Below are 20,266 nucleotides of genomic sequence, written 5' to 3' on the forward strand. Positions count from 1 at the left end.
CTCCGATTCTTCCGATCGAGGGCGCGCGTCCGGCTTTCGTCCGAGTCTACGAGCTGATCGAGACGAGCGGGTCTGATCGGCGCAGTTACTTCGGTTCCGGCCAATCTTCGAGAAGGAGACTCCGATATTCAGTCCGCGGCCGTGAATGTCCCGTTTCGGCAGACGAAACGATCCATTTCGGGTGGTACGGACCGATACGCGGCCGAACGTGCCCTGAATGGACAAGCTTTTTGTACCTCCTGTTCATCTGGTTCGTCTGCATCATCTGGACGTTCCGCGCGAGTCGACCGTGCACGGACCGCGGTGTTGCGGGCGTGTGTAGCGGATATCGACCACGTGCGGTGCGATCTCCACTCGAAACGAGGGGGTTCACGATGGGGTTGACCGAATGACTGAGGACGACACAGAATCCGACGACGGTTGGCGGTCCGGGGGTCGCGACGACGCGGCAAGCTCGCACGGGAACCGGACGGATCACTCTTCAGATCACGCCTCCGACCGCGGCGACGTTTCAAACCGCGGTGACGCTTCCGACCGCGCTGAACCCCGGCACGCGCAGAATGATCCCGGACGCCGACCGGCGCGCGACGGACTGGCGGACGACGGACCGACGGGCAATGGACCCGCGGTTGACGGACCGACAGACAGCGAACTGACAGACAGCGAACTGGACGAACACACAATGGACCGGACGACCCGCGAGACGGGCGAGCGCGAGCGCGCTGGCGAAGAACGGGCCGGTGACGAACGAGTCGGCGACGAGCGGGTCGGTGACAAACGAACTGGCGACGAACTTTCGAGCGACGAACCGTCGGGCGACAATCGATCAGTCGATGATCCGCCGGTCGACAATCGGTCGGTCAACAGCAACAATCCGTCAGTCGACGACCGGTCGGCGAACGACAGGCCGGCGAACGATCGGACGTCCGCCGAACCGGCCGACAAAAAATCCCCCGACGAAAGCGATCGAACCGGAGCGGGTCGAGACGGCAGCATCCGACGTGTCGGTCTCAACGACGTCGTCCTCGACGACGACGAGGGTGACAGCCGCGGGCTGTTCGACGATCTCCTCTCCGGAGAACCGATCTTCGAGAACAAGGAGGTCCTGCGCCCCTCGTACACCCCCCACGAACTCCCTCACCGGACCGACCAGATCAACCAGATGGCGACGATTCTCGTTTCGGCGCTCCGCGGGGAGACGCCCTCGAACATCCTCATCTACGGAAAGACCGGGACGGGGAAGACCGCGAGCGCGAAGTTCGTCAGCCAGGAGCTCGAATCGACGTCGCAGAAGTACGACGTCCCGTGCGAGGTCGAGTACATCAACTGCGAGGTGACCGACACGCAGTACCGCGTGCTCGCACAGCTCGCCAATAAGTTCATCGAGAAGAACGAGGCGGGGATCGAACGCCGCCTCGCGACGCTCCGCGACCTCAGAGCCGAGGCAACGGACGACCCGACTCGGCTCGCGACGACCGAGTTCGACGGAATCGGGGGGATCGACGCCCGCATCGAGGCGCTCGAACGCGACGAAGAGGAGATGGAGGCCGTTCCGATGACCGGGTGGCCGACGGATCGCGTCTACTCGACGTTCTTCGACGCCGTCGATTACAACGAGCGCGTCGTCGTCATCATGCTCGACGAGATCGACAAGCTCGTCGAAAAATCGGGCGACGACACGCTGTACAACCTCTCGCGGATGAACTCGGAGCTCGACAACTCCCGGATCTCCATCATGGGGATCTCCAACGACCTGAAGTTCACCGACTTCCTCGATCCGCGCGTCAAATCCTCCCTCGGCGAGGAGGAGATCGTCTTCCCGCCGTACGACGCGAACCAGCTCCGCGACATCCTCCAGCACCGCGCCGACATCGCCTTCAAGACCGACGCGCTCACCGAGGACGTGATCCCCCTCTGTGCGGCGTTCGCCGCGCAGGAACACGGCGACGCCCGTCGGGCGCTCGACCTCCTTCGAACCGCGGGCGAACTGGCCGAACGGAGTCAAGCGGACACGGTCGAGGAGGCGCACGTCCGCCAGGCACAGGACAAGATCGAACTCGACCGCGTCGTCGAGGTGGTGCGGACGCTCCCGACCCAATCGAAGATCGTCCTCTTTTCCATCATCCTCCTCGAGAAGAACGGCGTTCGCAACATCAACACCGGCGAGGTGTTCAACATCTACAAGCGTCTCTGCGAGGAGATCGACGCCGACGTGCTCACACAGCGCCGCGTGACCGACCTCATCAGCGAACTCGACATGCTCGGCATCGTGAACGCCGTCGTCGTCAGCAAGGGCCGGTACGGCCGGACGAAGGAGATCAGCCTCTCGGTTCCGATCGACGAGACGGAGGCCGTGCTCCTCTCGGACTCCCGTCTCGGCGACATCGAGAACGCGCAGCCGTTCGTGCAGGCCCGGTTCGACAACTGACGGTTTCCGCTGGCCGATCAGCGCAACGGTCTTCGCGTCTCCCTCGCTTCACCTCGAAGCTGGAGCTTTTGCCGACATCCCCTCCGTTTCAACTCGAATCCAGTCGGTCGCCCCTATTGCCGTCTACGCGGAGCCTATCGACGGACTTCCACCGGAAATCAAGGGCTCCCCCTGACCGTTCGGACCGACCGCCGGTGACGGTGTGAGAGGGGTCGGTACGGCGGGCGTACTCCCCACCGCAGTCTCGTCTCCGTCGCTCTCGTCGCTCTTCTCGTTCACATCTCTCTCGTCGCTCACATCCCTCTCGCCGTGCGCGTCGCTCCCGTCGTTCGCGCCTTTGTCGTCGACGGTCGCCGACGCGCGCGCCGGCGTCGACGGGAGACCGACCGTTCCGACCGCAGTTTGCCCTTCGGCGGGCGAGGTCACCGACCCGTCGATCGTCGCGGGGGTGGGTGCCGCGGGCGCCGCGAACGCCGATCCGGAGAAGCCGAGTCGGACCCATCCGAGGTACGGAATCCGGACCCGGGCGACGCCGGTGATCCACCCGGGCTTCACCGGCCCGCTGATGCCGTTCGCCTGATCGTACTCGGGATTTGCGTCGCCTTTGGTGATGAAGCCCGCGTGCGGAGCGGGACAGTTCGAAAGCTCCGCGCAGTTGTCGGCGGTCACGTAGTCCTTGTCCGCCTTCGCGTACCAGTTCTCGCCCTCCTGAACCCAGAAGCGAGCGCGGTGGATGATCGGCGGCCCCGGTCGCTCGGGGCTGTCGTAGATGATGACCGAGCCGTACGACCCGAACGTCGTGTAGCCGGTTTCCTCCCCCCGTTCGTACGTCACGACGCCGGTCCCGTCGTACGCCGCGTCCGGCGCGAAGCGCGTCGGCTCCGTGATGAAGATCAGATCCCCCTTCTGCATGTGGGGTTCCATGCTCCCGCTCTCGACGGCGACCATGGGCGGCCAGACGCCGCTGATGGCGAACAGGAGGAGTCCGATGACCGCGACGATGGCCACGCTGGACAGGAGTTCGCGGGCGTACATCATCGGTCCGCTCTCCGCCGTTCGGAAACGGGTGATCAACCCCTCGTTCGACTCGGCCGCACGCGAGCCGCCCGTCGAGGAATCGTCGGAGGGCGGGCGGCGCTTACCGGCACTCATCGAGGAGTGATTTGGCCCCTCCGGCTTTGAACCTTCTGGGTTCCGGCACCCTTTTCTTTCCGGCAACCCCTCTCACCGCTGTGCCCCTCGAGACGCCGTCGCGCATCGTCCAGGAGCTCGTCCGTCGCGGCTACAACGCCGAACGGGAGGCGGTCACCCTGCTCGCGAGCGCCGCGGACCCCGAGTCGGCGCTCGATCGAGCCGTCGAACGCGCCCCGGACGACGCGCTGCGTCTCACCGTCGAGCACGTCCGCGCCGCACTCGAAGCCGACGCCGGCGCCAACGCCGACGCCGAGGGCGCGTCGATCGGGCCGGCGGTGCAGGAGAACCGAGCCGCCGAGGGTGAGGCTCCCGCAGAGTCACCCTCGACGGGCCGGGAGGCGTCCGCTTCGACCGCCTCGGGGGAGTCGCAAACGGCCGAAACGTCGGCTCCGACCGCGACGAACGCCGAACCGTCCGACGCGACCGCTGACTCTTCCGCCGCGGCTACTGATTCTCCCACCGCGACCGCTGACTCCCCCGCACCGACTGTTGACTCTCGCGCCGCGAGCGCCGATTCCCCCGCCGCGACCGCGGACCCCTCCGCTTCGACTGGAGCGGATCGACCGGAGTCGGCCGATTTTCGGCAGAAAGTTCCAGTCGAAACGGAGGGGTCAGAGGCGGCGTCGGAGCGGGTGCACGCGCGCAATCCGAAGCCGGCGGAGATCGCGGGCGACGTTACGGGGCAGAGTACCGGCACGGGCGAGTACGGGCAGTTCGTCACGACGTTCCGCGACAGGTACGAGCGGCTGTCGAAGCTGCTCCGCGGGCGGGTGAATCACCGTCCGGCGGAGGCGATCGCCAAGATGCCCGGCGGAAGCGATGCCGAGATGATCGGCCTCGTGAATGACGTGCGCTCGACCGCGAGCGGTCACTGGCTCGTCGAACTGGAGGACACGACCGGCACGTTCCCCTGTCTCGTGATGAAGGACAAGGACATCGCCGAACTCGTCGACGAGCTCCTCATGGACGAGTGCATCGCCGTCCAGGGGACGCTCTCGGACGACGCGGGCATCCTGTTCGTCGACGCGATGCACTTTCCCGACGTGCCCCGGACGCACCGCCCCTCCACGGCCGACCGGCACGTGCAGGCGGCGCTCATCTCCGACGTGCACGTCGGGAGCCAGGAGTTCATGATCGACGCCTGGCAGCGGTTTACCGACTGGCTCCACGCCGACGAGGCGGAAACCGTCGAGTACCTGCTCATCGCCGGCGACATGGTCGAGGGCGTCGGCGTCTACCCGAACCAGGACGAGGAGCTGTCGATCGTCGACATCTACGACCAGTACGAGGCGTTCTCGGAGTACCTGAAGGAGGTTCCGGGGGACATGGAGATCGTCATGATCCCCGGCAACCACGACGCGGTCCGCCTCGCGGAGCCGCAACCCGGCTTCGACGAGGAGCTCCGGGAGATCATGTCGGCCCACGACGCGCGCATCACCGGCAACCCATCGACGGTCACGGTCGAGGGCGTCTCGGTACTCATGTACCACGGCGTCTCGCTCGACGAGGTGATCGCCGAACTGCCCGGCGAGAAGGCGAGCTACGACGAGCCGCACAAGGCGATGTACCAGCTGCTCAAAAAGCGGCACGTCGCCCCGCAGTACGGCGGTCACATGCGACTCGCCCCCGAGGAGAAGGACTACCTCGTCGTCGAGAACGTCCCCGACGTGTTCCACACCGGCCACGTCCACAAGCTCGGCTGGGGGAAGTACCACAACGTCCTCGCCGTCAACTCCGGCTGCTGGCAGGCGCAGACCGCGTTCCAGAAGAGCGTGAACATCGACCCCGACTCCGGGTACGCGCCGATTCTGGATCTGGACACGCTAGACATGACGGTCCGGAAGTTCGCCTGACGACCGGTTTCTTCGTCGGGTTCCCTCGCCCGCCTTCGGCGCGCTGCGTGAACCGCTCTCCACGGACGACACGCTCTCCACGGACGACCCGCTCTCCACGGTCAACACGTGAGTCGCTCGTGGGGAAATGAGCCGTCCGTGAATCGGCTCACCCCGATTCACGGCGCCATCCGGTACCGCACGGTTCGGCTCCCGTCGAACGTCGGTCCGTCGCCCTCCTCGGCGAACCCGGCGGCCTCCGTCGCCGCCCGCATCTCCTCCTCGTCGGTGCCGACGAGCACCTCGACGTCCATCCCCTCCTTGCGCGCGAAGCGCACCGGTTCGCCGAGGAGCAGTTCGCACGCCTCCCTCGATCCTCCGAACTGCGTGACGTGAACGGTCCCCTCCCGGGCGTCGAAGCTCACGAAGCCGAGCACCTCCGCGTCCACCGCCTCGGCGTCGACGTTCGGCCCGCCGCCCGCTCGTCGGTGCTCCGCGACGCGCACCGTCCGGTCGTGTATGAGGTTGCGCATCACGTCCGCCGGCGCGTCGGCGACGGCCGCGAGCGTTTCCGCGTCGGCCTCGACGGCATCCCGGACTTCCATACGCGGTTTCTCGGGTGCCAGCGTAAAAAAGCTCGGCGCGAGCACGCTCGGAGCGATTCGACCTCGGATCCGCTCTCCGCTCGGCGCGTCCTGCGGCCGCACGGGGGAACGGGACGCGCCACGGCAACCGTTGAACGAGAGGACACAGTTATGCGTGAGCCCACGCTACGGCACCTCATGTTTGAGCACCAGTACGGAGACTCATCTCGCACGGAGGGACGCGCATGCGCGTAGTCGCGAAGTTCGGCGGTACCAGCCTCGGCAGCGGCGACCGCATCAACCGCGCCGCCGACTCCATCGCCGCGGCCGTCGAACAGGGCCACGAGATCGCCGTCGTCGCCAGCGCGATGGGGTCGACGACCGACGAACTGCTCGACGAGATCAAGTTCGAGGCCAGCGATCGGGACCGCGCCGAGATCGTCAGCATGGGCGAACGGACCAGCGTCCGGATGCTCAAGGCGGCGCTCTCCTCCCGCGGGGTCGACGCGGTGTTTCTCGAACCCGGCAGCGACGAGTGGCCCGTCGTCACGAACGAACTCGGCGAGGTCGACGTCGAGGAGACCTCGCGCCGGGCCGCGGGGCTGGCCGCGCAACTCGACGGGGTCGTGCCGGTCATCACCGGCTTCCTCGCGCAGACCAGCGACGGGGAGATCACGACCCTGGGTCGCGGCGGCAGCGACACGACGGCCGTGATGCTCGGCAAGTACATGGACGCCGACGAGGTCGTCATCGTCACCGACGTCGAGGGCGTCATGACGGGCGACCCCCACGTCGTCGAGGGGGCCCGCAACGTCGCCCGGATCACCGTCGACGAGCTGCGCAACCTCTCGTTCCGCGGCGCTGAGGTCGTCGCGCCGAGCGCGCTCAGCTACAAGGACGACGGACTCTCGGTCCGAGTGGTCCACTACCAGCACGGCGACCTCCTGACCGGCGGCACCCGAATCGAGGGGCAGTTCGAGAACCTCATCGACATGGAGGACAACCCGCTCGCCTGTCTCACCGTGGCGGGCCGCGCCATCCGAAACCGGCCGGGCATCCTCGCGGACCTCTCGCAGGCGCTCCGGCAGGCGGACATCAACGTCGACTCGGTCGCGAGCGGGATGGACTCTATCACGTTCTACGTCGCCGAAGAGGTCGCCGAGGAGGCCGAGAACGTCCTCCACCGGGAGGTCGTCGCCGACGAGTCGCTTTCGAGCGTCACCGTCGAGAACCCCATCGCGGTCATCCGGGTCACGGGCGGCGAACTGCCGAACCAGCCGGGCGTCATACAGGGGATCGTCGTCCCGATCGCCGAGGCGGGCATCAACGTCCACGACGTGATAACGAGCGCCACCTCCGTCGCCATCTTCGTCCAGTGGGAGGACCGGGAGCGGACGCTCGAGATCGTGCAGGGCGAGTTCTGACGTCGCGGAACGAACTCCGTCATTCAGCCGTACCGGGCGATCGTTCCCCCGCGCTACGGTACCGTATCGGACAGTTCTGGCGGCACGACGGATAACTCGTCCTCGATCGGCCAGCGTCGCCCATCACTGCCCTACCTTAGCCGTTGTTCGACAGAGTGCGTCGGGACAGCTTAAGTCGGATCTGCCGCGAAACCCCATCATGCGCTCGTACAAGGCCAAGATGGTCGAGCCGATCACCCTCCCGCCGCGGGAGCGACGCGAGGAGGTCCTCTCCGAAGCCGGCTACAACGTGTTCAACATCGCCGCCGAGGACGTCTACATCGACCTCCTGACCGACAGCGGAACGGGGACGATGAGCGACGCCCAGTGGGCCGCGCTCTTCCGGGGCGACGAATCGTACGCCGGGAGCCGGAGCTTCGGCCGCCTCCGCGAAGCGGTCGAGGACGTGATGGGATTTCCCAGGGTAATTCCCACCCACCAGGGCCGCGGCGCGGAGAACGTCCTCTACGGCTGTCTCGTCGAGGAGGGCGACGTGGTTCCGAACAACGCCCACTTCGATACGACCCGCGCGCACATCGCCAACCAGGGGGGCGACCCGGTCGACTGCCCCGCCGAGGGTGCGGGCGATCCGACCGACGGGTCCCCCTTCAAGGGGAACTTCTCGGTCGAGCGCGCCCGGGCGGTCGCCGACGAGGTCGGCGCGGAGCGGATCCCGGCGGTCGTCCTCACGATCACGAACAACTCGACCGCCGGCCAGCCCGTGAGCGTCGAGAACGTCCGGAAGACGGCCGCGTTCGCCGAGGAGGTCGACGCGACGTTCGTCATCGACGCCTGCCGGTTCGCCGAGAACGCCTACTTCGTGAAACGGCGGGAGGACGGCTACGCGGACCGGAGCGTCGCGGAGATCGCCCGCGAGCAGCTTTCGTACGCCGACGCGCTCGTGATGAGCGGGAAGAAGGAGGCGCTCGTCAACATCGGCGGGTTCGTCGCCCTCCGCGACGAAGCGCTGTTCGAGTGGGCGAAACAGCGCGCCATCCTCTACGAGGGCTTTCCGACCTACGGGGGGATGTCCGGACGGGACATCGAGGCGATGGCGGTGGGCCTGCGGGAGGCCGTCGAACCGCCCTACGTCGAAGATCGGGTCGAACAGGTCGCGGAACTGGGTCGGCTGCTGGAGGAGAGAGACGTTCCCATCTACCGACCCGTCGGCGGGCACGCGGCGTACCTGGACGCAGGACGGCTGTTCTCGCACATCCCCGGCGGGGAGTTCCCCGGCCAGTCGCTCGTCTGCGAGCTCTACCGCGAGGGCGGCGTCCGCGGGGTCGAACTCGGCAGCTTCGCGTTCCCCGGCGCTGACCGACTGGAGCTGGTCCGGCTCGCGATTCCCCGGCGGACTTACGGCCGCGAGCACCTCGAACACGTCGCGGAGACCGCCGCGGCGGTCCGCGATCGGGCCGAGGAGGTGTCGGGGCTGGAGATCGTCTCCGAGCCGTCGACGGCCGAACTCCGGCACTTCTCGGCCGAGCTCGCCCCGGTCTGAACGTCGCTGTCCGCTCTGAACGTCGCTGTCCGCTCTGAACGTCGCTGTCCGATCTTTTCCCGTCCGTCTCGCCGGTCTCTCCACCGCCCTATCGCCCCTCGTACAGCCGCGTTCCGATGCGCTCCGGGAGGCCCGCCTCCCTGACCGCCTCCGCGACCCGGTCGACGTCGTACTCGACCCGCCGCTCCTCGACCGTCACGGCGTCGAGATCGAGGATCGCGTAGGCGGCCCGCGGGTCGCCGTCGCGCGGCTGACCGACGCTGCCGGGGTTCATCACGATCCCCTCGTCGTACGCCCGGTGGGCCTGGACGTGCGTGTGGCCCATCACCAGCACGTCCTCCTCGCCGAGCAGTTCCGGCCCGAACTCCTGCGGGTAGGTGTAGCGATCCGGGTCGTCCGGGTGTCCGTGCACGAGCCTCACGCGGCCGTCGGCGACGACGCGCTCGTCGGGGAGCGCCGCGAGCCAGTCGAGCGCGTCGGCCGGAAGCTGCGCGCGGGCGTACTCGACCCCCGCGCCGGCCATCGAGTTGAACCGAAACGTCGTCCCGGCGGCCACCGCGCGGTCGTGGTTGCCCATCACCGTCGGCACCTCCCGCTCGCGGAGCGCGGCGACGCACTCCGCGGGCCAGGGGTTGTAGCCGACGACGTCGCCCGCGCAGACGAGCCCGTCGACCGGCGGAACGTCTTCCAGCACCGCGTCGAGCGCGACCCGATTCGCGTGTACGTCCGAAAGCACGCCCAGTCGCATACCGACCCTACGCTCTCGACGACTTAGTGTTCGGCGGCGGGCACTCCGCGTCCGCGGGGCGTCCGCGCCGGCGGACGGCGGCTGTCGAGCCGCTCGGCGGACGACGGGTCGCCGCGACGGGCGATCCGACGACGGCTACGCCCTCGGCCGGCGGTCGGCCGCGGTGGACGCCGGACCTACTCGGGGCCGTTGTGGACCGCCGTCTGGACGCCGTCGCGGTCGACGCGGACGCCCGCTGCGCAGACCGGGTGCTCGAAGCCGAGGCCGTAGGCGGCCTCGGCGGCCTCCGCCGCGCTCCCGGCGTCGAACTCCAACGCGCGCGGCCGGTCCTCCTCGTAGGTCGCCACGAGCGTCGGCTCGTCGACGCGCTCCACGAGCAGGGCGTCGCGGCGGACGATCCCCGCGTGCGCCTCGTCGACGCCGACGACGCCGGCGATGCGCGGGGTGTCGTAGTCGTCCTTCTCGTAATCGAGCGCGAGCAGGCTTTCGGCGAGCGCGTCGCGGGCCGGATAGCCCAGATCGAGCTTCTCCGCGATCGGGTCGACGTGCGAACCGTTGCCGACGACGACCTCGCTACCGACCTCCCGCACGCAGTTGTACGCGATGTAGGGGTTGTCGGTCTCGGGGGCGTCCGGCGTCGGGGCCACCGTCAGCGTCCCGTCCCGGTCGACGATCTGGCGATTCGGAAACGAACGCGAGGAGACGCGGTAGGCGCCCACTCGGGGGCCGACGACGACGAACCGTCCGACGTACATGCACGAAACTGCACACGTACCCTCCAAATACGTGGCGGTTTGTGCACGACGACGCGGTTCGACCCGCCGTCAGTCCCGTTCGTTCCGCCTGTCGACGACGGTCTGTCCGTTGCCCGCCGGCTTGAGATCGACCCGTTCGGGGAGTTCGTTCTCGTTCACGGGGGCGAGCATCATGAGTTCGCCGCGTTCCACCTCGACGAGTTCCAAACCGGTGTCTTCGTCCCACATGCAGAGGCGCCACTCGTTCGTGTCTAAATTTCTGCATATATCCCGTTCGGTGTAGAACCTCCCGTTTGTACCCTCGTATACCACCATCATCGCCGGATGTGAGGTACTCCCTCATAATTCTATCTTCAGAAAACGTACATAAAAACGATAGTCTTATTTGTTATCTAATGCGCCCAGTTCGAACCGATCGTTTCGACGATCTCATATGATTCGTGCTGTCGTTTCGCACAGTCACCGGAACGCGCAACGCTTACATGCTCCTGGCGTGTACGCCGAGACGAAGTCCCATAGGGTAGTGGCCAATCCTGCGAGCTTCTGGGGCTCGCGACCCAGGTTCGAATCCTGGTGGGACTACTTCTCGCGGCCGATCACGAACCCGATAGCGGAGACTCGATCCGTTTCGCGGCCCGTAACGGGGGTAAACCGGCGCATTACGAAGTCGTCCCGACTTGAACGACGAGGTGCCGACGGATCGAGGAAGGGTCGCTCAGTGGTAGAGCACCGGTCGGTTGGAAAACCGGTCGGGGGCTGGAAGGCCTCGCGTGGTTCGAATCCCGCCCCTTCCGTGTAACTCTTTTCCCCTCTCTCAACCCGCGAAAGCGGCCGCCTTCGAGTTCACGAGGTGTCCTCGTAGGGGCGGTACGTCCGTGCGCGCTTTTCGCCCTCGGCGACGACGAGCCGGTAGTGTTCCATCTTCTGCAGGTAGTTGCGGACGGTCCGCTTCGTCTTCGGTTCCTCGACGCACTCGCGGTACGCCTCGTAGAGATCGCCGGGGCTCATCTCCCCGTTCTCGATCAGGATGTCGTAGAGGACGCGCTGGTGCTCCCGGAGCTTCTCCGCCGTCTTCCGGCGGATTTCCGCGCGGCCGTCCGGGACCGCTTCGCGGACGATTTCGTTCGAGATGCGCTCCGCGCCCCGCTGGTCCGCGAGGCGGGCGGCGTTGCGGAGGATGCCGATCGCGACCCGCGCGTCCCCCGCCGCCGCGTCGGCGATGAGCGCGAGCTGTTGGTCCCCGATGGCCCCTTCCGTCAATCCCCACCGGGCGCGCGCGGAGAGGATGGAGACCAGTTCGTCGAGGTGATACTTCTCGAACTTGATCCGGACGCTGCTGTGGAGCCGACTGGTGAGGCGCTCGTCGAGCGCCGAGAACAGCTCCTCCTCGCGGTTCGCGACGAGGACCATCGTGACTCCCCGCGTCCGGTAGAGGTCGTAGAGGACACTCTTGTCTTCGAGCTGGTCGACCTCGTCCAGAATGACGACGTAGTGGGGGCCGTCGTAGTCCTGAAGCCGGCTCAGGAGCTCGTCCTTCGGGGTCGATCGGCGGTGGATGTCGACCGTCCGTCCGACGCCGTCGAGGAGGCGGTAGAGCACGCGAAAGCGGGTGTAATCCTGCCAGCAGTTGACGTACTGGCTGTTGATGTCGAGGACGTTCTCGCGGAGCCGCTCGACGGTGAACTGCGCGATGCAGGTCTTCCCGGCGCCGGACGGCCCGAGGAGGAAGGAGGTCTCGCCGGGATTGCCGTCCATGATCGGCTTGAGGGCGTTCGAGAGGACGTTGACCTCCTGGTTGCGATGCTCGACCTCTTGCGGGATGAACTCCGGCTGGAGGACGCGAGCATCGAGTATCATTCGTCACCGCATCGGTTCTCCCGCGATCCAAATAAACGGAAGCGTGTCGGTTCCGATTCTTCCGATACTGTTCGTGGTGACACGAACGGCACCCCCCGCTTCGACCCTCCTACCGAGACGGCGGCGACTCCGCGCGCCCGCGCCCGACCGCCGAGGACCTAACTTCCCCCGGGGCGTACCGCCGTCCGTGCCATCGCCCGACGCCGAGCTCTCACCGGAGACGCCCGTTCGCGTCGCCGACGGCTTCGTTGGGACCGAAGCGCTCGTCGCGCTCGTCGAGGGACGCGGGGGTTGACGCGCGACCCTGCGCCCGGACCCACGACCGTCGGCGGAATTCGCGGGGATCGACGGCCGTCTTCGTCCGCGTTTCCGGCCCGACGTGCGCCTCCCCGTCGGCCGCTCGGTTACGAACGAGGGGACATCCCGCGCAGGTGCTTGAGCCCGAGTCCGAGGGTGATGAACGCGAACATCCCGGTGATGAACGCCCCCAGGTAACTCGTCAGGACGGTCGGCGCCATCCCGAGCCACGACGTCAGCGTCAAAACCGCCCCGATGACCGTCGCGCCGCCGTAGTACTCGGCGGATCCTCTCCGGCGCGCTTCGGGCGCGCCTCCCTCTTCGGGCGGCGCCCCGGCGGCGTCGACCTCCGGTTCGGCGTCCGCGTCGGCACCGACGTCGACTGTCGGTTCGAGGTCGAGGTAGGGATCGAACCGCTCGGCGAGAGGGGTACGCTCGACGAGGCCGCGGCTCTGGTTGTACTCGAGGATCCCCTTCTCGTCGAGTTTGGGGAGGTGTGACTGGTACAGCGCGATGTAGACGCGCTGGCGCTCGTCGGACGTCAGCGCCTCGACCGTCGTGTCGTGCTCCCACGCCGCGACCTGCTCTGCGACGTCGCGCATGTCCACCGGCCCCTCGCGCCCCTGCATGTACTTCAGCACCCGCCGCCGCCGCTGATTCTGCAGAATGTGGAACAGGTCGTCGGTCGACAGCTCCCGCTTCTCCTCGCCGGCGTCCGGATCCGCCGACTGACGCGGCGGTTCAGTGCTCATCTTCCGTTCCCCTCCCCTTTTCGAACGCTTCCACCGTACACATGGTACTCACCCGTTGTCAGGAGATTACGTGGATCTGTTATCAACGCTGTTCCTAATCAGTTTGGACTGTCTGGGATTGTGTATCGTTGCGAATCTTGATAGATGTTTCGGCGCGCGGCACTCCCGTCTCGCCGCGGGCCCACCGGCGGGCCGCTCGAAACCCCGATAGGCGTCCGATTCGCCGAAACGACGCGGCGGAAATCGACCGGAATCGTCGGCGCCCGCGAATCCGCGATCGGCGACACGTTCCGAAAGGTGACGGTCAGTTCCTTCCCGGACGCGCCAAGGTCGACCAGCCGCGGGGGAGCGGTCGATCGGTTCCGCATCGATTCCGGTCGAGGTCGGCTCGCTCGGCCAGTAGACGACCGCCGCGTCGGCGCGGATGCGCGTCACCTCGACGACTCGTCGGCGTGGACGCACTCGACTGCGACGCGGACGTTCCCGCCGTCGGGATCGAGGATCGCTGTCGGGGGATCGGCCCGACCGCCGAGGGAGTTGAAGTCACCGACGCTGGCGGCGAGAGCATCGGGGAACGATCGCGAGGTCGATCCGGAACATTCGACACCGAAAATTCGAAATGGGTCGGCGGAGTCCTCCGGTTTCCACTTGAAACGAAGGGGTTGGGAGAAACCGGAGGATTTTTATGTCACTTCTCGACCTCAAGCAAGGAGACACGTTCGAGGACGAGATCCGACAGGTCGCCCCGGACCGCCTCGATCTCGGCCTCGCCGACGTCGAAGAACTCGCACACAAGCGCGCGGTCGAACTCGCCGAGCGTCGCGGCCGGTTCGAGGAGTTCGCCGACCGCGACCGCCGCGGCGTCCTCGCTCGTCTCGGCGGTCTCGTCGCTCTCGTCGACCTCGCTGATCTCGTCGACCGCACCCGTCTCGTCGCCGCTCGACGAGGTTCCGTCCGTCGTCAGGTCCGGGTCGCCTCCGCCGTCGACGAGCACCACGACCGGAATTCGACCCTCGCTCACGCCCATCTCGAGCGACTGATCGATCTGGCGGCGTCCGGCGGCGTACAGCAGGATCTCGACTGCCCGGTCGCGGGCGACGTTCTCCCCGCGCTCGATGGCGCGATCCGCCAGTTCGACCGCGCGTTCGAGGTGTTCGCGGCCGACGACGTACCGGGCGTCGAACGCCTGGACGTCGACGCCGTGCTCGTCGGCTATCTCCTCCGCGCGGGCGAGAAACGCGTCGAGGTCGTCGATCTCGGCGATCCCCTCGACGAGTCTCATCGGAAATCACCCAGGCTCGCCTGCCCCTCGCCGTCCTCGCCGCCCCCGCGGCTCTCGCCGGGGCGACCGCCTGTCGTCGTCCCTCCGGCCGCGGCGTCCGCGTCGACGTCGTCCATCGAGGGATCGCGCCGTCCGACGTTTTCGAGGATCCGTTCCGCGGTCTTCTTCCGCCCCCGTAGCGCCGCGAGGATCACCGACTTGTCCGCCTCCCGGAGGTCCGCGCGGCTCTCGACGCCCGCCTCGTACAGCCGGCGGGCGCGCTTTCGGCCGACGCCGCGGACGCCGGCCAGGTCGAGAAGCTCCTCGCAGACGCCGTACTCGACGCGCTTTTTCGCCTCGCGGACCGCGACGCTCGTCCCGAGGTCGAGCTCGCCCGCCAGCTGTTCGGCCGCGCCGAGGAGCCACTCGGCCGTTTCGACCTTCCCGCGCACGTCCCCCGGACCGACCCCGTACCGATCGGTGATGCGGTCCTCGCTCACCTCGGACGCCCAGTCTTCGAGCAGCTTCGCCGTTTTGAGCGCCGCGAGCCAGTCCTCGAAGGCGACGTCGTCGAACTCGGAGGGAACCGAGCCGAGGAGCTCCGACTCGCGCTCGTAGCAGAGTTCGGTGTACGTCTCCCTGTCGCCCGACTTCAGGTAGAGCTGGTACATGTCCGGCGTCCGGCAGACGAGGTGGTACAGGCCGAGCGGAGTGGGGTCGCCGTCGACGGCCCGGAGCCCGTCGATGATCTCCGCAGCGCTCATCGGATCGAGGTAGAGCCGCGAGACGGTGTGGCCGATCCCCGTCGCGGCGATGGATCCCCCCTCCCGCTCGACGAAGCCGTTCACCTCCAGGTAGTCGAGCACCGCGTCCGTCACCTGTTCGAGCCTGGCTCGGCCGTCGGTCTGCGTCGCGTAGAGCGTCCGTTCGAGGAACTCCAGAATCCCCTCCCGCGAGTTGGCGAACCCGGAGGCGACGGTGGCGAGGAGGTGCGTTCGCATGGCGGGTTCGGCCGCGAGCTTCGAGCGGACGGCCTCCGGTTCGGCCCAGACGTACCGCTCGAACAGTTCGTCCATCGTGTCCGCGTCCTTCGCGAGCAGGACGGCCTCGCCGTAGGGGTCGAGCCCCGGCCGGCCGGCGCGGCCGCACATCTGGTGGACTTCGAGGACGTTCAGGGGCTTCATCCCGCCGAATTCGCCGTCGTAGCGCCGCCAGTCGCGGACGATCACCCGCCGGCTCGGCGTGTTCACGCCCGCGGCGAGCGTCGGCGTCGCGCAGACGACCTTGATCAGGCGGTCGCGGAACGCGCCCTCGACGAGCGACCGGTGCCGGGGCGCGAGCCCGGCGTGGTGGAACGCCGCGCCCTTGGCGACGACGCGGGCGAGTGCGTCGCTCGTCTCGGCGTCGGAGACGCCCCGGATCTCCTCCGCCAGTTCGGCGAGGTCGTTCCGCTCGCCCCTCGTGAGCGCCCGGTCCGTCACGCCGGCGAGGCGCTTCGCCGCGGCCTCCGCGTTCCGCCGCGAGTTGACGAACACGAGCGACGACCCGCCCTCGTCGAGCGTGTCGTTGACCAGCGCGGCGGTCTGTCGCTCGCCGCTCTCGACGGGCACCTCGCGCTGGCTCCCGTCGTCGAAGTTGATCGCGTTGCCGTAGTGGACGCCCGTCTTGAGGTCGATCGGCCGCCAGTCGGACCGGACGAGGCCGGCGTCGAGCCACTCGGCCACCTCGTCGGCGTTGCCGACCGTCGCGGAGAGGGCGATCACCTGGAGGTCGGGGTTGATGCGGCGGAGCTTCGCCAGCGTCACTTCCAGCGTCGGGCCGCGGTGGCCGTCGTCCACGAGGTGGACCTCGTCGGCGACGACGCAGGAGAGCTCGGAGATCCACGGCGCGCCGTTGCGGACGAGCGAGTCCACCTTCTCGCTCGTGGCGACGATGACGTCCCGCGAGGCCAGCCACTCGCCGCTCGACTCGTAGTTGCCCGTCGAGACGCCCACGCTGATCCCGTACTCCTCCCAGCGCTCGAACTCGGCTTTCTTCTCGGACGCGAGCGCGCGGAGGGGGACGATGTAGAGGGCCTTCCCGCCGCGTTCCCGCTCGACGGCCGACAGCATCGCGAGTTCGGCGATGAGCGTCTTTCCGCTGGCGGTCGGGACCGAGGCGACGAGGCTCTCGCCCTCCATGATCCCCGCCTCGACGGCCTCCGCCTGCGGCGGATAGAGCTCCTCTATGCCCTCCGATTCGAGGCGCTCCGGGACGCCCGGCGGCAGACCGGTCAGGTCCGCTGTCTTCATTGGCCTCCCTTGGGTCGTGCTCCGGTTTAAAGTGTCGGAGGCGGGGCGAAAGTGAAGCGGCGGGGGGTCGCGCTCAAACCGGCAGCGATCAGCCCGTCACCGCCACCGCGTCGCCACCGCTATGTGACCCACCCGCCAAGCCCCACGTATGAAGATCGAGTACGACCGCGACACCTGCATCGGGATGTTCCAGTGCGTCGACGAGTGGGAGAAGTTCGAGAAGAACCTCGACGAGGGGAAGGCCGACCTTGCGGGGGCCGAGGAGGTCGAGGAGGACGTCTTCGTCCTCGAAGTCCCGGAGGGCGAGGAGCTCGACGCCGAGTTCGCGGCGCGGGTCTGCCCCGTCGACGCGATCACGCTGTACGACGACGACGGCGAGCAAATCGTCCCCTGATCGCCGCGATCCCGTACTTTCCCGCGACTCCGCACGTTCACGCCGATTTTCACTTTCGCTCCGGTTCGCCAACGCTTAACCGCGAGGCCGAAGAACGGGGTGAACGATGGCGGCCACGGACGACGTCGCGTACGTCGAGCACCCGCTGCTCGCGCCCTCGTTCATCCAGCGCCGGCTCTATCAGATCCGGCTCGCCGGCGCGGCGCGGGACGCCCACACGCTCGTCTGCCTCCCGACCGGGCTGGGCAAGACGACGGTGAGCCTGCTCGTCACGGCCGAACGGCTCCACGAGGTCGGCGGCAAGTCGCTCTTTCTCGCGCCGACGAAGCCGCTCGTCCAGCAGCACGCCGACTTCTACCGCGAGGCGCTGTCGATCCCGGACGACGAGATCGTCGTCTTCACCGGCGACGTGCGCCCGGACGACCGCGCCGACCTCTGGGACGACGCGCGGATCGTCGTCGCCACGCCGCAGGTCGTCGAGAACGACCTCGTCGGCAACCGGATCGACCTGCGCGACGTGACCCACCTCACGTTCGACGAGTGCCACCGCGCCACCGGCGACTACGCCTACGTCTACATCGCCGAGCGCTACCACGCCGACGCGGCGAAGCCGCTCGTGACGGGGATGAGCGCCTCCCCCGGCGGCGACGAGGAGGCGATCCTGGAGGTGTGCGAGAACCTCGGCATCACCGAGGTCGAGGTGATGACGGAGGACGACGCCGACGTTTCGGAGTACACCTACGACACCGAGGTCGAGTGGAAGCGCATCCAGCTCCCGGACGAGATCCTGGAGATGCGCGACGCGCTGAACGAGGTGATCACGGACCGCCTCCGGAAGCTCAAGTCGCTGGGCGTGACGAACACGACGCAGCCCGACGTCTCCCAGAAGAAGCTGAACGAGATGGGCGCGAAGCTGCGGGCGATGATGGACAACGACCGCTCGGAGGGGTACAAGGGGATGTCAACGCACGCGGAGGTGATGAAGCTCCGCCGGGCGGTCGAACTCGTCGAGACGCAGAGCGTCGAGTCCGTCCGTCGGTACTTCGAGCGCCAGCGCAACGCCGCCCGCTCGGCCGGCGCGTCGAAGGCGAGCCAGCGGCTCGTGAGCGAGCCTAAAGTGCGCGAGGCGATGCGCAAGGCCGAGTCCTTCTCGGATCTCCACCCCAAGTTCTCGCAGACGCGCATCCTCCTCGCCGAGACGCTCGGCATCCGCGGCGGACGGCGCGTCATCGTCTTCACCGAGTCCCGCGACACCGCCGAGGCCCTGACGGACTTCCTCTCGGAGAGCTTCGACGTCCGGCGCTTCGTCGGTCAGGGGGACCGCGAGGGGAGCGACGGGATGACCCAGAAGGAACAGCAGGAGACGCTCGACGCGTTCCGGGCGGGCGAGTTCGAGGTGCTCGTGTCCACCTCCGTCGCCGAGGAGGGGCTCGACGTGCCGGAGGTCGACCTCGTGCTCTTCTACGAGCCCGTTCCCACGGCCATCCGGTCCATCCAGCGCAAGGGCCGAACCGGCAGGCAGACCGAGGGTCGGGTCGTGGTGCTGATGGCGGAGGACACCCGCGACGAGGCGTACTTCTGGATCTCCCGCCGCAGGGAGTCGCAGATGGAGGACGAACTCCGGAAGCTGAAGGGCGTGGCGGACGACCTGGAGGCGGAACTCGACGACGGGCAGAAGGCGCTCTCGGCGTTCGACGGGAGCGACGGCGGATCGGGCGCGAGCGGGGATCCGGAATCGAAGCGCCGCGAGCGCCTCCAGCCGGGGTTGAGCGACTTCGGCGGCGAGCCCGACGCGGACGACGGCGCGGACGACGCGAACGGACCGGACGGGAGGAACGACGCGGACGAGACGAACGGAGCGAACGGGACCGAACCGAACGGAGACGGGCGGGGCGGATCTGCCGGCGGTTCCGGCGGTTCCGGCGAGGACGGACTCGTCGCCGCCGCCGGGAGCGACGACGGGGAGACGGTGGAAATCGTCGTCGACCAGCGCGAACTCGACTCGGTCATCGCCCGCGACCTCTCCACGCGCGAGGGGATCGAGACGCGCCTCGAAACCCTCGCGGTCGGCGACTACGTCCTCTCGGATCGCGTGGCGGTCGAGCGCAAGTCGGTTTCGGACTTCCTCGACACCCTGACCGGCGGCGATCGCTCGCTGTTCGAGCAGGTGCGCGACCTCGGCCGCCACTACTCCCGTCCGGTCGTGATCGTCGAGGGCGACGGCCTCTACGAGGAGCGCAACGTCCACCCGAACGCCATCCGCGGAGCGCTCGCCAGCCTCGCGGTCGATTACGGCGTCAGCGTCCTCCGGACCGAGGACGAACGCGACACGGCCGACCTGCTGGAAGTGATCGCCAGCCGCGAGCAGCGGAAGCGCGAACGCGCCGTGAGCGTCCACGGCAGCAAGAGCGCGAAGACGCTCGCCGAACAGCAGGAGTATGTCGTCGGTTCGATCGCGGACATCGGCCCCGTCACCGCCCGCTCGCTGCTCGAACACTTCGGCAGCGTCGAGGCGGTGATGACCGCGGAGACGGAGGAGCTCCTCGAAGTTGACGGCGTCGGCGAAGTGACGGCCGAGCGCGTCCGCGAGGTCGCCGGAAGCGAATATTAGGCCGTATTATCGGATCTAATTGTACTGTGTCCCTTGCGGGCAAGGTTTAAGCGTGTCGACAGCGATTAACTCAAATATGAGTAATGAATTCGATTCCGACGTCACCCCGGCCGACGTGGCGTTCTACGGCCGCGCGCAGCACGAGGCGGTCGCGGGGTCCGAACGAGCGTGGTACGGCGGGAGCGAGATCGCCATCCCGGCGGAGCGCGCGCTCTACGGCCGGCTCCGCCACTACCGCGACGATGGCGAGAGGGTGGTCGCGTCGCCGCGGTCGACGGTCGGCGCGACCGCGTGACAA

At 67.8% G+C, this 20,266-nt stretch carries 16 protein-coding genes and 2 tRNA genes; 9 read left to right on the plus strand and 9 right to left on the minus strand.

The window, feature by feature from the left end; translation table 11 throughout:
* The first annotated feature begins 682 nt into the window (after nucleotides 1–682).
* Entirely contained in the window at nucleotides 683–2,428 is a 1,746-nt protein-coding gene (locus tag CNO20_RS20240; protein ID WP_101298027.1) for a Cdc6/Cdc18 family protein, read from the plus strand.
* A 123-nt stretch (nucleotides 2,429–2,551) separates the two neighbouring features.
* On the opposite strand, the gene CNO20_RS20245 is transcribed toward CNO20_RS20240, so the two are convergent.
* Nucleotides 2,552–3,580, minus strand: a complete 1,029-nt coding sequence (locus CNO20_RS20245) for a S26 family signal peptidase (RefSeq protein ID WP_199174945.1) — start codon at nucleotides 3,578–3,580, stop codon at nucleotides 2,552–2,554.
* Between the two features lie 80 nt (nucleotides 3,581–3,660).
* Between CNO20_RS20245 and CNO20_RS20250 the strand changes: the two genes are divergently transcribed.
* Nucleotides 3,661–5,475, plus strand: coding sequence for a DNA-directed DNA polymerase II small subunit (locus tag CNO20_RS20250; RefSeq protein ID WP_101298028.1), 1,815 nt, complete (start codon nucleotides 3,661–3,663; stop codon nucleotides 5,473–5,475).
* Between the two features lie 158 nt (nucleotides 5,476–5,633).
* On the opposite strand, the gene CNO20_RS20255 is transcribed toward CNO20_RS20250, so the two are convergent.
* Nucleotides 5,634–6,059 (minus strand): hypothetical protein, encoded by a 426-nt coding sequence (locus tag CNO20_RS20255; protein ID WP_101298029.1) that lies wholly within the window; start codon nucleotides 6,057–6,059, stop codon nucleotides 5,634–5,636.
* Between the two features lie 224 nt (nucleotides 6,060–6,283).
* On the opposite strand from CNO20_RS20255, the gene CNO20_RS20260 reads away from it, so the two are divergent.
* Together CNO20_RS20260 and CNO20_RS20265 are read left to right on the plus strand one after the other, a co-directional pair.
* Nucleotides 6,284–7,462: an aspartate kinase gene (locus tag CNO20_RS20260; RefSeq protein WP_101298030.1), complete on the plus strand. Its 1,179-nt coding sequence runs from the start codon at nucleotides 6,284–6,286 to the stop codon at nucleotides 7,460–7,462.
* A 199-nt stretch (nucleotides 7,463–7,661) separates the two neighbouring features.
* Nucleotides 7,662–9,002: a tryptophanase gene (locus CNO20_RS20265; RefSeq protein ID WP_101298031.1), complete on the plus strand. Its 1,341-nt coding sequence runs from the start codon at nucleotides 7,662–7,664 to the stop codon at nucleotides 9,000–9,002.
* A gap of 88 nt (nucleotides 9,003–9,090) precedes the next feature.
* Here CNO20_RS20265 and CNO20_RS20270 read toward each other — a convergent pair whose 3' ends face one another.
* From CNO20_RS20270 to CNO20_RS23120, 3 genes are all read right to left on the minus strand, one after another.
* Nucleotides 9,091–9,750, minus strand: a complete 660-nt coding sequence (locus CNO20_RS20270; RefSeq protein ID WP_101298032.1) for a metallophosphoesterase family protein — start codon at nucleotides 9,748–9,750, stop codon at nucleotides 9,091–9,093.
* A gap of 176 nt (nucleotides 9,751–9,926) precedes the next feature.
* Nucleotides 9,927–10,505, minus strand: a complete 579-nt coding sequence (locus CNO20_RS20275) for an IMP cyclohydrolase (RefSeq protein ID WP_101298033.1) — start codon at nucleotides 10,503–10,505, stop codon at nucleotides 9,927–9,929.
* A 69-nt stretch (nucleotides 10,506–10,574) separates the two neighbouring features.
* Nucleotides 10,575–10,733 carry a hypothetical protein gene (locus CNO20_RS23120; protein ID WP_158237459.1) on the minus strand — a complete coding sequence of 53 codons (159 nt, stop codon included), beginning with the start codon at nucleotides 10,731–10,733 and terminating at the stop codon, nucleotides 10,575–10,577.
* A 281-nt stretch (nucleotides 10,734–11,014) separates the two neighbouring features.
* Between CNO20_RS23120 and CNO20_RS20280 the strand changes: the two genes are divergently transcribed.
* Nucleotides 11,015–11,087: transfer RNA gene (locus tag CNO20_RS20280), tRNA-Gln, on the plus strand.
* Nucleotides 11,088–11,209: 122 nt separating this feature from the next.
* Nucleotides 11,210–11,299: transfer RNA gene (locus CNO20_RS20285), tRNA-Asn, on the plus strand.
* A 49-nt stretch (nucleotides 11,300–11,348) separates the two neighbouring features.
* Here CNO20_RS20285 and CNO20_RS20290 read toward each other — a convergent pair.
* From CNO20_RS20290 to CNO20_RS20305, 4 genes are all read right to left on the minus strand, one after another.
* A complete protein-coding gene (locus CNO20_RS20290) occupies nucleotides 11,349–12,362 on the minus strand; it encodes a Cdc6/Cdc18 family protein (RefSeq protein WP_101298034.1) in 1,014 nt (337 codons plus the stop codon).
* A gap of 404 nt (nucleotides 12,363–12,766) precedes the next feature.
* Nucleotides 12,767–13,411, minus strand: coding sequence for a DUF7344 domain-containing protein (locus CNO20_RS23545; RefSeq protein ID WP_199174946.1), 645 nt, complete (start codon nucleotides 13,409–13,411; stop codon nucleotides 12,767–12,769).
* 688 nt (nucleotides 13,412–14,099) lie between these two features.
* Nucleotides 14,100–14,693 carry a KEOPS complex subunit Cgi121 gene (gene cgi121 / locus CNO20_RS20300; protein ID WP_101298035.1) on the minus strand — a complete coding sequence of 198 codons (594 nt, stop codon included), beginning with the start codon at nucleotides 14,691–14,693 and terminating at the stop codon, nucleotides 14,100–14,102.
* Entirely contained in the window at nucleotides 14,690–16,963 is a 2,274-nt protein-coding gene (locus CNO20_RS20305; RefSeq protein ID WP_101298036.1) for an ATP-dependent DNA helicase, read from the minus strand. The genes cgi121 and CNO20_RS20305 overlap by 4 nt, the downstream gene beginning before the upstream one ends.
* 148 nt (nucleotides 16,964–17,111) lie before the next feature.
* Here CNO20_RS20305 and CNO20_RS20310 point away from each other — a divergent pair, with 148 nt between their 5' ends.
* The 3 genes from CNO20_RS20310 to CNO20_RS20320 all read left to right on the plus strand — a co-directional run bounded on the left by CNO20_RS20310 (nucleotide 17,112) and on the right by CNO20_RS20320 (nucleotide 20,263).
* Entirely contained in the window at nucleotides 17,112–17,357 is a 246-nt protein-coding gene (locus CNO20_RS20310; RefSeq protein WP_101298037.1) for a ferredoxin, read from the plus strand.
* Nucleotides 17,358–17,463: 106 nt separating this feature from the next.
* Nucleotides 17,464–19,968, plus strand: a complete 2,505-nt coding sequence (locus CNO20_RS20315) for a DEAD/DEAH box helicase (RefSeq protein ID WP_101298038.1) — start codon at nucleotides 17,464–17,466, stop codon at nucleotides 19,966–19,968.
* 76 nt (nucleotides 19,969–20,044) lie between these two features.
* A complete protein-coding gene (locus CNO20_RS20320; RefSeq protein ID WP_101298039.1) occupies nucleotides 20,045–20,263 on the plus strand; it encodes a hypothetical protein in 219 nt (72 codons plus the stop codon).
* Nucleotides 20,264–20,266: the final 3 nt, after the last annotated feature.

The sequence above is a fragment of the Halegenticoccus soli genome, assembly GCF_002844195.1.
GTDB classification, from domain to species: Archaea; Halobacteriota; Halobacteria; order Halobacteriales; family Haloferacaceae; genus Halegenticoccus; species Halegenticoccus soli.